At 40.4% G+C, this 14,013-nt stretch carries 7 protein-coding genes and 1 tRNA gene; 6 read left to right on the top strand and 2 right to left on the bottom strand.

The annotated features are described in order from the left end of the window. Nucleotides 1-66: 66 nt before the first annotated feature. Both HMPREF1534_RS12715 and HMPREF1534_RS12720 read left to right on the top strand, forming a co-directional pair. Nucleotides 67-140 (top strand) — tRNA-Ala (locus HMPREF1534_RS12715). A gap of 777 nt (nucleotides 141-917) precedes the next feature. Then, a complete protein-coding gene (locus HMPREF1534_RS12720) occupies nucleotides 918-3,266 on the top strand; it encodes a family 20 glycosylhydrolase (protein ID WP_005938609.1) in 2,349 nt (782 codons plus the stop codon). A 79-nt stretch (nucleotides 3,267-3,345) separates the two neighbouring features. Here HMPREF1534_RS12720 and HMPREF1534_RS12725 read toward each other — a convergent pair whose 3' ends face one another. Beyond that, on the bottom strand, nucleotides 3,346-3,555 hold the full coding sequence (locus tag HMPREF1534_RS12725; protein WP_005938607.1) for a hypothetical protein: 210 nt from the start codon (nucleotides 3,553-3,555) through the stop codon (nucleotides 3,346-3,348). 141 nt (nucleotides 3,556-3,696) lie between these two features. Here HMPREF1534_RS12725 and HMPREF1534_RS12730 point away from each other — a divergent pair, with 141 nt between their 5' ends. From HMPREF1534_RS12730 to HMPREF1534_RS12745, 4 genes are all read left to right on the top strand, one after another. After that, nucleotides 3,697-4,182 (top strand): PepSY-like domain-containing protein, encoded by a 486-nt coding sequence (locus HMPREF1534_RS12730; RefSeq protein ID WP_005938604.1) that lies wholly within the window; start codon nucleotides 3,697-3,699, stop codon nucleotides 4,180-4,182. Between the two features lie 198 nt (nucleotides 4,183-4,380). Then, nucleotides 4,381-6,048 carry an AMP-binding protein gene (locus HMPREF1534_RS12735; protein ID WP_018452846.1) on the top strand — a complete coding sequence of 556 codons (1,668 nt, stop codon included), beginning with the start codon at nucleotides 4,381-4,383 and terminating at the stop codon, nucleotides 6,046-6,048. A 164-nt stretch (nucleotides 6,049-6,212) separates the two neighbouring features. After that, nucleotides 6,213-9,434, top strand: coding sequence for a UvrD-helicase domain-containing protein (locus HMPREF1534_RS12740; RefSeq protein ID WP_005938598.1), 3,222 nt, complete (start codon nucleotides 6,213-6,215; stop codon nucleotides 9,432-9,434). Nucleotides 9,435-9,436: 2 nt separating this feature from the next. Continuing rightward, nucleotides 9,437-12,307: a PD-(D/E)XK nuclease family protein gene (locus HMPREF1534_RS12745; RefSeq protein ID WP_005938594.1), complete on the top strand. Its 2,871-nt coding sequence runs from the start codon at nucleotides 9,437-9,439 to the stop codon at nucleotides 12,305-12,307. A 192-nt stretch (nucleotides 12,308-12,499) separates the two neighbouring features. Here HMPREF1534_RS12745 and HMPREF1534_RS12750 read toward each other — a convergent pair whose 3' ends face one another. Next, a complete protein-coding gene (locus tag HMPREF1534_RS12750) occupies nucleotides 12,500-13,957 on the bottom strand; it encodes a sulfatase-like hydrolase/transferase (RefSeq protein ID WP_005938591.1) in 1,458 nt (485 codons plus the stop codon). Between the last annotated feature and the right edge of the window lie 56 nt (nucleotides 13,958-14,013).

Genomic DNA, 14,013 nt, shown 5'->3' with positions numbered 1-14,013 from the left:
TTGGAAGAAAAATAAGGTTTCTATTTTGCAATTTCAATTTTATGTATATCTTTGCAACACAAAACCGGGGCATTAGCTCATCTGGCTAGAGCGTTAGACTGGCAGTCTAAAGGTGGCGAGTTCGAGTCTCGCATGCTCCACAATATCCCTTCCCTGTTGCTTTATATAAAAAGCAGAAAGAATTATCAGGGAATTTAAAAATTTTATCAAAACAACATTTAGGACGTAGGTATCTACGTCCTATTTTTATTTGTCACATTCCCTGAAACAGCAACCGATATTGAAGTAAATCGGGTCAATCCGAAAACTCCGTGGGTGATAAGGAGCCGGTCATTATTCTTGAGGATTTAGCATATCAATCAAACACCTGTCCCCTGATGTTGTCTCCTCCGGTTTTCAACCCCTGCATGCGTTTTTTGAGCTTCCTACGTCGTTTCATTAGCCGGACCAAGCGTTTTCGTCCTTCCGGTTATGCCTGTCTGTCCGTCGAATTACTACAGTCTCCGGCGGCGGACTGTATAGTCCGTTGCAGTGGATCGTACAGTCTGCTACAGTGGACTGTACAGTCCATTGCCGCAGACTGTAATAATCTTCCGTTTAAAAGACCTTGACCGGCCATAGGAAACGGTTTATTCTTCCCTTTGTTTGTGATATGATATTTACCCCCCCAAGAATAATAAGTGACCCGATTTTTTTTAGAAAAAATAAAGAAATGTTCTCATAGCCTGAAAGCTGCTTAATCATAAGTCAGCCTCACAAAGATAACTATTATTATTAAAAATCCCCATTATTTACTACTAATTTGTTACATATCCGACACATAATTTGGCAATCAGCTAATTTTGCTCTATCTTAGTCCGATAATTATGTTATATGGCATATTGCCCAAGATAAACCTTTAAACACATTTCACTTACATGAAAAAACTTTTTACTACGGTGTGTGTAGCCGCTACTCTCGGCTTACTTACATCATGCGGTACACAAACCGCACCGGAAAGAACTTACAACGAAGGGATAAACATCATCCCGATGCCGGCTTCTTTGCAGCAACAGGAAGGTCGTTTCCTATTATCTTCCAGTTCTTCTTTCTATGCTCCTACACCGGAAGCCAAAACTATTGCAGAGTTCTTCGCAGCCAAATTGAAAAATTCTACAGGATTTAATTTTGCAATAGCTGATGCAGAGAAGGATGGCGGAATTTCTCTTCTCATTGATCCTGCCATGGAGATAAACGAGGAAGGTTACCGATTGGATGTTACTCCACAAGGTGTCAAAATCCAGGCCAAGACTCCACAGGGTGTCTTTTATGGTATGCAAAGTTTTTTGCAATTGCTGCCTGCCGAAGTGGAGAGTCCTTCAGTGGTCAAAAACATCGAATGGAGTGCACCTTGCGTAAGTATCGATGATGCTCCACGTTTTGCTTATCGTGGTATGATGCTTGACCCATGCCGTCACTTTATTCCGGTGGAAAATGTGAAAAAACAACTTGACGTATTGTCTTTGTTCAAAATCAATACTTTTCATTGGCATCTTACCGACGACCAGGGATGGAGAATCGAAATCAAGAAATATCCCAAGTTAACAGAAATAGGCTCTAAGCGTATTGATGGAGAGGGTACTGAATATGGCGGTTTTTACACACAGGAGGAAATAAAGGATATAGTAGCTTATGCTGCCGAACGTTTTATTACGGTGATTCCAGAATTGGAAACTCCGGGACATGAGCTGGCTGCCATCTCAGCCTATCCCGAACTTTCTTGTAAAGGTCAGCCCACCACTCCACGTATTATTTGGGGTGTGGAAGATATTGTAATGTGTCCGGGAAAAGAAGACATGTTTAAATTCCTGGAAGATGTTGTTGAAGAAATGGTTCCGTTGTTCCCCGGCACTTATTTCCATATTGGCGGTGATGAATGTCCTAAAAGCAGCTGGAAGAACTGTCCGGCTTGTCAGGCACGCATCAAGGCTGAAGGTTTGAAAACGGATAAAAATCACACGGCCGAAGAACGTTTGCAAAGTTACGTTATTCAGCGCATGGAGAAAATGCTTGCTAAACATGGCAAGAAAATTATCGGCTGGGATGAGATTCTTGAAGGTGGTTTAAGTCCTGAGGCTACTGTAATGTCATGGCGCGGCGAAGCCGGAGGTATCGCTTCTGCTTTGCAGGATCACGATGCTATTATGACTCCGGGCGGAAACGGTATGTATCTCGATACCTTCCAGGGAGATTCAAAGATCGAACCGGTAAGTATCGGTGGCTACACCTTGTTGGAAAAAGTGTATAGCTACAATCCGGTGCCCGATACATTGGTCACTTTGGGTAAAGATAAACATATTAAAGGTGTACAGGCTAATCATTGGTCGGAATATATGTACAATACCGACATTATGGAATATCGTATGTATCCGCGTATGCTGGCTGTTTCTGAAATTGCATGGACTCCGTTGGATAAAAAGGATTACAAAGACTTTGAACGCCGTATCAACAATGCTTATGTGCGTTTGGATGGTCATGATGTCAATTACCATATTCCGCAACCTGAACAACCGAACGGATCTTGTAACTTTGTGGCTTTTGTTGATTCCACTTCTTTGACATTCAAAACTACACGTCCCGAAACGATGGTTTACACGCTGGACGGTACTGACCCGACACCTTTGTCTACTCAATACACAGAACCGATTAAAGTGACAGAAACCACTACCCTAAAGATTCGTACAGTTCTTCCTTCCGGAAAAATGAGTCCGGTTCGTAATATCACTGTAGAAAAACAGGCATTGGCTCCTGCCAAAGTGGTTGAAAAAACGACTCCGGGGCTGAAGATGAAGATGGCTGACGGCACATTCTTTAAAGCAAGTGAATTGAATAAAGCAACAGAATGGAAAGAAATGACAGTGAAATCTCTTCGTGATATACGCAGCCAGGTGGAATCTACCGAAAGTATGCGTGGCGTAAAACAATACGGTGCTATCGCTACCGGATATGTAGATATTCCTGAAGATGGTGTTTATTACTTCACCACAAACAATGATGAAGTATGGATTGACGGTAAGCTTCTTATCAGCAATGAGGGCGAAGTGAAACGTTTCTCACGCAATGACAAATCAGTCGCATTGGCTAAAGGTCTGCACGAATTGAAGGTAGTGTTCCTTGGACACATCATTGGTGGATGGCCTTCACTGTGGGATGATGCTTCTATCTCAATCCGCAAGGCAGATCAGGAGAAATTCACTCCTATCAAGCCTGAACAATTATTCTATTAATAATAAGTAATACCGGGCACGGAAGCTACGGGTTCTCTTTTTATGAAGTTCGTGTATTCCGTGCCTAAAATATATCTTCCTAATTCTTTGGTATCGGCTTAGACCACACCTCTTCTTTTGTCGATTTATCTATAACTGAAATAATTCCTCCCGGAAAGTCTTTCACATAACCTTTTTTCTCTGCCAGCATATCTTCTGCCATCCGAATAGCTTTCTCTTTGTCCTTCAAGTTGAATCCCTTATTGGCTGAGTCTTGTTCGTCTCTGAAGTAAATATCGTATGTTTCCATTATTTGTTCATAGTTTAAAATTGGGGTGCAAAGATATAATTTCTAATGAATATAGAGCCGAATTAAATTATATTTTAGTTTCCCATAAACAAAAAAAGAATATCTGCTGTTTTATTTGTTGTATTTGACAAGTATCGTATTATGATAAAAACAAAATATTATATCCTGATTATCACTTGCTTGTGGTTACAGGCAGGTCTTGCTGCTACGCCTTCTGCCTTTTATTCGGCATTAAAAAAGATATATCCTTTGGCTGCTGATGTTGAATGGTCGCAACAGGGAAACTATCATACGGCTGATTTTATACAAAATGGATTCGACACAAAGGTATGGATGAATATCAATGCTCAATGGGTAATGACGAATACCGATTTGCAAACTGCAGACCAACTGCCTCCCGGTGCTTATAATGCGTTTACATTCAGTTCCTTTTCACAATGGACGGTACAAAATGTCTTTTTTATCGAGTTCCCCAAACGACCGGCTGTCTATGTCGTACAGGTAAATATGGATAATTCTGATGCTATTTATCAGCTATTCCTTACCCCCGGCGGACGCATGCTGCAAACAAAGGATGCAAGCTATAATAATACTGCCATCTCCCCTTCCGTCTTTGATTTTATGTAGAAAAAGGTGAAATAAACATTGCACTGGTAGTGAAAAAAGACTTATTATTAAGCCTCTCCTTCTGAAAGAGGATGAAGAAAAGGACAAAACCGGGTGAATGTCGTTAAATTAATGTAAAAAGCTATTGTGTATTCCTGTCTCATAGGCTCATTTTACTACTTTTGCGCACACTTGGCCATAAATTGTGCAAAAGTTATCATGGAATTAGAACAGAGTTTTATCGCTCTTATAGAGCAAAGCATAAAGGCAAATTGGTATTTGAATGCCCTGACTGACTATAAAGGTGCTACGCTTCAATACCGGGATGTCGCCCGAAAGATAGAGAAAATCCACATTATGCTGGAGAATGCCGGCATCGTGCAAGGAGATAAAATAGCCATTTGCGGACGTAATAGTGCCCATTGGACTGTTACTTTTCTTGCTGTTATGACGTATGGTGGTGTGGTAGTACCCATTTTACATGAATTCAAGCCCGATCAAGTGCATAATATTGTCAACCATTCGGAAGCACGGCTGCTTTTTGCGGGCGATCAAGTGTGGGAAAACCTGAATGAAATGGTAATGCCCCATTTAGAAGGTATCATCGAATTAAAGGACTTCGGCCTGGTAGTCTCCCGTTCGGAGAAATTGACTTATGCCCGCGAACATCTTAACGAAATGTTCGGCCGCAAATATCCATGCCGTTTTCGCCCCGAGAATGTATCGTACCGAAAAGAGACTTCGCCTGAAGAGCTTTCAATAATCAATTATACATCGGGCACCACCGGATATTCCAAAGGAGTGATGCTCCCTTATCGCAGTATCCTTTCAAATGTATTGTACTGTAAAGAAAAGATTGGAATCAAAGCCGGTGATAGTGTCGTGTCCATGCTCCCATTGGGACACGTATTCGGCATGGTTTTTGATTTCCTTTACGGCTTCACTGTTGGTGCACATTTGTGGTTTCTTACCCGTATGCCGTCACCTAAAATCATTGCAGAATCTTTTGCCGAAATTCGCCCAAGGGTCATTTCATGTGTACCTTTGATTGTGGAGAAAATATTCAAGAAAAACATCTTACCCAAGGTGGACAATAAATTAGGCAAACTCTTGCTTCATGTCCCCATTATCAGTGACAAAATAAAAGAACTGATACGTCAGAAGGCAATGGAAGTGTTCGGGGGGAACTTTATAGAAATAATTATTGGAGGAGCTCCATTTAATGCAGAAGTCGAAGCATTTGTCCGTAGTATTAACTTTCCTTATACCATTGCATATGGCATGACTGAGTGCGGTCCTATTATTTGCCATAATCATTGGACAGAGTTAAAGCAAGCTTCTTGCGGTACGGTAGCAGCACGTATGGAGGCTAAAGTACTTTCTTCCAACCCATCAGAAGTGCCGGGTGAATTGGTTTGCCGGGGAGCTAATGTGATGTTAGGTTATTATAAAAATGAAGAAGCCACCGGGCAAGTGATTGATAAAGACGGTTGGCTGCACACGGGAGATATGGCAATTATTGATTCCGAAGGACACATTTATATCAAAGGTCGTTGTAAGAATCTGTTGCTCACCGCTTCCGGGCAAAATATTTATCCCGAGGAAATAGAGTCAAAGCTTAACAATATGCCATACGTATCGGAATCTTTGGTTATTTTGCAACAAGATAAATTAGTGGCATTGGTCTATCCTGATAATGATGATGCCTTTGCCCATGGACTCAAACACGCCGATATTGAAAGAGCTATGGAGGAGAATCGCATTGAATTAAACAAGCAACTACCTGCTTACTCACAAATTACACGTTGTAAACTATATCCCGAAGAGTTCGAAAAAACAGCAAAGAAAAGTATCAAAAGATTCTTATATCAGGATATAAAAGAATAGTTTTTCTTTCACTCTTATTGTTTCATCAGCATAAAACTGTTTGAAACTCCTTATCCGGTAGAACAAGAAGTATTATTAGGGAGGCTTTATACGGAATTAAACTGCAGAAGAAATTGCATACTTCATTGCTTTATATTTTCTTTGCAGCAACTAAAAAAAGCAATATGAAGAATTCCCCTGAATTATTAGTCTATAAAGCTTCTGCCGGTTCGGGAAAAACCTTTACCTTGGCAGTAGAATATATAAAATTATTAATACTGAATCCCCGGGCTTATCGTAATATCTTGGCAGTAACCTTCACGAATAAGGCTACTACCGAGATGAAAGAACGCATTTTGAGTCAACTGTATGGAATTTGGATAAACGATAAATCCTCCAAGGCTTATCTGGAGAAGATAACAGAAGAGCTTGGTATGCCCAAAGAGCAGATTCGCATGGCAGCCGGTAAAGCACTTCATCTGATGATACATGATTACAGTCGTTTTAGAGTGGAAACTATCGATTCTTTCTTCCAATCGGTAATGCGTAATTTGGCACGAGAACTGGAATTAGGAGCCAACTTGACGATTGAATTGAACAATATGGAGGTATTGAGTGATGCGGTGGACTCAATGATTGAAAAGCTTAACCGTCAGTCTCCTGTTCTTTATTGGCTATTGGAGTATATCGAGGAACGTATTGCTGACGATAAACGTTGGAATGTATCAGGAGAAATCAAGAACTTCGGACGGAATATCTTTGATGAAGGATATATAGAAAAAGGTGACGGACTGCGCCGAAAATTGCAGGATAAAGACTGTATCAAAAACTATCGCCGCACACTGCAAGCTATTGAAACGGAAGCATTGGAACAGATGAAAGGTTTTGCCGACCAATTTTTCGGGATATTGGAAAGCAACGGTCTGGCTATAGATAATCTGGCCAATAAAAGTAAAGGGGTATCCAGCTATTTCAGCAAACTACAGATGGGAAAGTTGGATGACAGCCTCCGCAATGCAACAGTGGAAAAACATCTTGCCTCTCCTGAAAACTGGTCTCCCAAAAGCTCGCCTCGCCGTAACGCCATTACCGAACTGGCAGCTGCGGAACTTATCCCCTTGCTGCAAACAGCAGAAGAGTTCCGAAGTAAGAATAACATGCTGGTCAACTCCTGCCAGCTTTCTTTACGCTATATAAATAATGTACGATTGTTGGCAAATATTGATGAAGAGGTACGCCGCTTGAATTACGAGAACAATCGCTTCCTACTTTCGGATACCAATGTATTACTTCATAATCTGGTACATGACGGTGACTCTTCTTTTGTGTTTGAAAAGATAGGAACCACTATTCGTAACGTGATGATTGATGAATTTCAGGATACATCCCGAATGCAATGGGATAATTTCCGTTTATTACTGTTAGAAGGACTTTCGCAAGGAGAAAACAGCCTGATTGTAGGAGATGTGAAGCAATCTATTTATCGCTGGCGTAATGGAGACTGGGGAATCTTGAACGGGCTGAAAGACCATATTGAGTCATTTCCCATTAATGTAAAGACATTGACCACCAACCGTCGGAGTGCAGGAAATATTATTGAATTCAATAATAAGGTATTTACTGCTGCTTGCCATACTTTAAATGATATCTATAAGTCAGAACAAGGAGAAGAGTGTAAAGATTTGAAAGAAGCATATGTCGATGTATGCCAGGAAAAGGATAAAGACCCGGACGGAGGATATGTGAAAGTAACTTTCCTGACCGAAAAAGAAGAGATGGCTTATGTTGAGGATACTTTACAGCAATTGGCAAATGAGACTCAATTATTGGTAACGGCAGGTATACAATTGAAGGATATTGCCATTTTGGTACGAAAGAATAAAACCATTCCGTTGGTGGCCGATTATTTTGATAAGAATACACCTTATAAAATAGTATCGGATGAAGCTTTTCAATTGAATGCATCATTGGCCATCTGTATGATAATGGATGGGTTGCGCTATCTGTCCAACCCTGAGAATCGCATTGCAAAAGCACAACTTGCCGCAGCTTATCAAAATGAAATACTGAAGAACAACATAGATTTGAACACGCTGTTACTGAATGATATAGATGAGTATTTACCGGTCTCTTTTATCGAACAGCAGAAGAAACTGAGATTAATGCCACTGTATGAACTGATGGAGAAATTGTTCGGTCTGTTTGAGATGTCACGCATCAAACAACAAGACGCCTATCTTTGTGCATTCTTTGATGCTGTTGTGGAATATTTACAAAATAATTCTTCGGAGATGTCTGCCTTTATCGCTTTTTGGGAGGAGACACTCTCTCAGAAAACAATACCTTCAGGCGAAGTAGAGGGTATTCGGATTATCTCTATTCATAAGTCAAAGGGATTAGAATATCACACAGTGCTTCTTCCCTTCTGTGATTGGAATATGGAAAAGGAACGCAGTTTGACACATCTGATATGGTGTACACCCAAAGTGGCACCGTTTAACGATCTCGATATCGTTCCTGTCAATTACTCCACAGCCATGCAGCAGTCTATTTACAGGGAAGAGTATTTGAATGAGCGATTGCAGTTGTGGGTGGACAACCTGAATTTGCTTTATGTTGCGTTTACCCGTGCCAAGAAGAATCTTATCATTTGGGGTAAAGACGGACTGAAAGGGACTGTTTCGGAACTGTTGCAACAGGCTATGGGACAGATAAGTATTCCACAACATGAACATGGCAGCAGCCATTTGGAAAAATCAGAAGATAATACCGATACTGATAATATTGCGTATGAAATGGGAACGCTTTATTTATCAGAAGAAAAGAGAACGGATGGCATTATAAAAAATAAATTACTAATGAATCCTGAAAAAATTCCTCTTCATTTAGAATCACTGGAAAGCAACATCGAGTTCAAACAGTCTAACCGTTCTGCCGAATTTATCTGTGGAGAAGAAGAAACCGGAGAGAGGTATATTCGTCAGGGGCAGTTATTGCATAATCTGTTTTCAGTGATTCGCACGCAAGATGATATCCCTTCTGCCATCGAACGACTTCGTTTTGAAGGAATAATTGAGTCGGCTGAGCAAGAGAGACAAATCAAGAAATTGACCGAATGGGCTCTGAATCATCCATTGGTGAAAGAATGGTATTCCGGGAATTGGGAGCTTTATAATGAATGTGCTATTATATATAAGGAGAAGGGAGAATTGCAAACGCGTCGTCCCGACCGTGTGATGATGAAAGACGGTAAAGTAGTAGTAGTGGATTTTAAGTTTGGAAAGAAACGCACCGATTACAATAAGCAGGTACGCGATTATATGAACTTGTTGTCCGACATGGGATATGAGAATATCCGTGGATATTTGTGGTATGTATTTGATAATGAATTTGTGGAGGTAAAATAATCATGGAAAGCTTTTTAAAACTCGTAGCAACAGATTTGTATAATCGCACTCAAGGTGACTTAGCGCATACTGCTGTGGTATTTCCTAACAAACGCGCCGGTTTGTTTTTTAATGAGCATTTGGCGGAACAGTCGGACACACCAATTTGGTCACCGACTTATGTGAGCATTAGTGAACTTTTCCGTAGCCTTTCTACATGGGAAGTGGGCGATCCGGTCAAGTTGGTATGCGAACTCTATAAAGTATTCCTTCACGAAACTCAAAGCAAAGAAACTTTGGATGATTTCTATTTTTGGGGGGAGATGCTTATCAGTGATTTTGATGATGCTGATAAAAATATGGTGGACACCGATAACTTGTTCACTAATCTGCAAGACCTGAAAAATATCATGGATGATTATACCTTCCTCAACAATGAGCAGGAAGAAGCTATCCAACAGTTTTTTCAGAATTTCTCTATTGAGCACCGCACAGTGCTGAAAGAGCGATTCATCTCCATGTGGGATGCTTTGGGGAATATTTACAAAAAATTTCACGAAGTACTTTCATCCCGGGGAATTGCATACGAAGGAATGCTTTATCGTCATGTAATTGAACATTTGGATGTAGAGGCATTGCCTTACGAAAGATATGTATTTATAGGTTTTAATGTACTGAATAAAGTAGAGCAGACTTTATTTAAAAAGTTGCAAGAAGCAGGAAAAGCAATTTTTTATTGGGATTATGATGAGTTTTACATGAGCTCTCACTCTTTTGTGAATGCTGACGAACCATATCCTCATGAAGCCGGAGAATTTATTCGCCGCAATTTGCGTGATTTTCCTTCTCCCCTGCCTGCTGAGTTATTTAATACTCTAGCACGTCCCAAAGAAATCCATTATATTGCCGCGCCTACCGAAAATGCACAAGCCCGTTATCTGCCTGCATGGATACGTGAAAACTTGACAAAGCAAGAAAAGGAAACTGCTATTGTCCTTTGTAACGAAGCATTACTTCAACCTGTGCTTCATTCCTTGCCTGATGAAGTAAAACATGTGAATATTACTATGGGATTCCCTCTATCTCAAACCCCTGTATATAGCTTTCTTACATCATTGCTGGAGTTGCATACTCACGGGTATAACCAACATAGCGGACGTTATACATACCTATCGGTTGTCACTCTGCTGAAACATCCTTATACTCGTCAATTGAGTTCCAATTCCGAATCATTGGAAAAAGAACTGACCAAGCACAATCGTTTTTATCCGTTACCCGGTGAATTGCAAAGAGATGAATTTCTTACTCTATTATTCACTCCGCCATCCGGCAGTAACCTAAGTTTGTGTCTCCGTATATCTGAAATATTGCAGCAAATAGCCGGTATTTATCGAAATGAAACTGAAGAAGACCTTTATCGTGAGTCACTTTTTAAGGCATATACCACAGTCAGCAGATTCCGTACTTTAATAGAAGAAGGAGAACTGACAGTTCGGCCGGAAACATTACGGCGTTTGTTGGTTAAAGTGTTATCGGCTACCAATATACCTTTTCACGGAGAGCCTGCCATTGGGATGCAGATAATGGGAGTACTCGAAACACGTAACTTGGATTTTCGCCATTTGATCATGTTATCGGTTAATGAAGGTCAGTTACCCAAATCAGGAGGAGATTCTTCTTTCATACCTTATAATTTACGTAAAGCGTTTGGCATGACTACCATTGAGCACAAGATAGCCGTTTATGCTTATTATTTCTATCGACTACTGCAACGTGCCGAAAAAGTTACTTTATTATACAATACCAGTTCTGATGGACTTAATCGTGGAGAATGGAGCCGCTTTATGTTACAATTCTTGATTGAATGGCCTCACCCCATTATACGTCAATATTTGGAAACAGGACAATCACCACAAAGTACACTTTCCATTACTATCCCCAAAACACCGGAAGTAATGAGAAAGATGCAAAACGTGTTTGATATTCGTATTAATAAAAAAGCCAAATTCTCTCCCTCGGCACTTAATTATTATTTGGATTGTCCGCTGAAATTCTATTATATTTATGTAGCCGAACTTTCAGCTCCTGAGCAAGTCAGTGCAGAAATAGACTCTGCCACATTCGGAAGTATTTTCCATTTGGCAGCCGAGAATATTTATAAAGATTTGACAGCACATAACAATGTAATTGACAAAGAGACATTGGAGGTACTTCTTCATAATGAGGTAAAACTGCAAGACTATGTGGATGTTGCTTTTAAAGAACTGTTCTTTAATGTATCCCAAGATGAAAAGCCTGAATATAATGGTGTGCAGTTAATAAATTCTGCTGTTATCTCAAGGTATCTGAAACAATTGTTGGAGAATGATTTGCGCTATACGCCCTTTACTTTCGTGGGTTCCGAACAGCCTGTGCAGGAGGATATCGAAATTAAGACTCCGAAAGGTATTATAAAATCGCGTATTGGAGGTATTATTGACCGTTTGGACAGCAAAGACGGTACATTGCGAATCGTAGACTATAAAACCGGTGGTGATGCGGACACTCCTCCCAACGTGGAATCCCTCTTCACGCCGGCTAAAAAACGCTCCAACTATGTGTTCCAAACATTTCTTTATGCTGCCATTATGTGTCGGAAACAGCCATTAAAGGTCGCTCCTTCCTTGCTTTATATTCATCGGGCAGCGACAGAAACTTACTCTCCGGTTATTCAAATGGGAGAATCTCGTAAACCCAAAGAACCTGTGGAAGACTTCAGCATATATGAAACAGAATTCAGAGAGCGGTTGCAAGTGTTGCTGGAGGATATATTTAACCCGGAAATACCTTTTACTCAAACGGAGATTGTAGAGAAATGTACTTATTGTGATTTTAAGACATTGTGCAAACGATAATATTAGTGATGATTGTTAGTTTGGGGTCAAAACGTGGATAATGCTGTCGTTTAGCTCGTAGGGACGAGGTTCGCTCGCCCGAAAACAGTTTGTTTTGTGTCTTCGGGCAACCCCTGCCCCTACAGCTGACGGTGGGATAGGTCATTTTGTTTTGACACATTCCCAAAGTTGAGATTAGTGTATCCGACCTGATTAGGGTTCTACATAAAGTTTCAGTGATTCGTCCCAGGAAATCATTCCTGGTTTACCCCACCAATAGAAATCATCCAGATTACAGAAATCATTGTTCTTTTTCATTTCTTCCTTCAGTAATCGTTTATAAGCATTCTTCAAGAAAGCATAAGCCGGCATCTCTGCAAGATTCACCATTTCCCATGGGTCTTCATTCAAGTTGAAAAGCTGTTCTTTCTTCTCTCCCTTAATATTATAAATGATGTATTTCCAACCGTCTTTCACAAGACCGCGCTGAATGCTGTTGTAGGCAAGAAAGAGATGGTCACGATGCGTATTTTCTTCTTTTTTCATCACCGGCAGCAATGATTTTCCTGTTACGGAAGAAGACGGACGGATGCCTATTAAATCACATAGGGTAGGATATACATCCGATAGATAACAATATACATTTCGTTGCGTCCCTTTCTCCATTCCGGGTGCGGAAATAATCAAAGGAATACGAACACTGTGATCATATAAATTCTGCTTGCCTAACAAACCGTGTTGACCTACCGCCAAACCATTGTCAGAAGCAAATACCAGAATCGTATTGTCAAGTTGTCCGCTTTCTTGCAGTGCCTGTAATACACGACCGATCTGAGTATCTACTTCACTAATCATACCGTAATAATCTGCTATCTCCTTTTTTATGGCTTCTTCAGTACGCGGTACAGGTCTTAATATTTCATCCCTCACATTCATATCTCCCGTATCAAAAGGATGACGTGGCAGAAAGTTGATAGGCAATGTAATGGTATCCGCTTCATAATGTTTACCGTAGTCAGGATGTTTCAATCGAGGATCATGAGGAGAAGTAAAGGCCACGTAAGCAAAAAACGGTTGTTTGCCGTTCTTCTGTTTTTTTAGGAAAGCAATAGCTGCATCAGCAAACATTTCAGAGGAAAATTTATCTCCGGTAAACTTTTCTCGATATTTTCCACTAGAATCATAATGATTCAGGCGAGGCTCTACATGGCCGTTTGTTTCATAAGTGTGCATTCCTCCGAAGAATATATTTTCCCCGTTAGAAAAAGAGCGGTTGAAGGATGCGAAATCCGAGTGCCATTTTCCGGTTTCGAAAGTAATATATCCATGCTGACGCAGCAGTTCGGGTAATGTAACGTGTTGCTCAGGAATTACTTGTCCGTCCTTTACTATCTGAAAAACTCCTCTACCGGTCATAATCATGGCACGACTAGGCATAGAAAGCGCGCCTCCCAACGAGCCATTGGTGTAAGTAGAATGAAATGAGATACCATTTTGATAAATACGATCAATGTTGGGTGTACTTACTTGTTCACAACCATTGTGATGAATGCAAGTCCGCTGCATATCATCCACTAAAAGAAATAGAATATTGGGTAACTCCTTTTTCGATGTTCCCATGCAGGTAACAGTATATAATAATGTTCCTATGGAAAATAATAACTTTCTCATAGATATTAGTTTTCTTAGTATTTATAGTTTAACAAAATCGGTATTTCTTTATTTTT

It is taken from the genome of Phocaeicola massiliensis B84634 = Timone 84634 = DSM 17679 = JCM 13223 (assembly GCF_000382445.1).
GTDB classification, from domain to species: domain Bacteria; phylum Bacteroidota; class Bacteroidia; order Bacteroidales; family Bacteroidaceae; genus Phocaeicola; species Phocaeicola massiliensis.
This window is presented reverse-complemented; position numbering and strand designations above follow the sequence as displayed.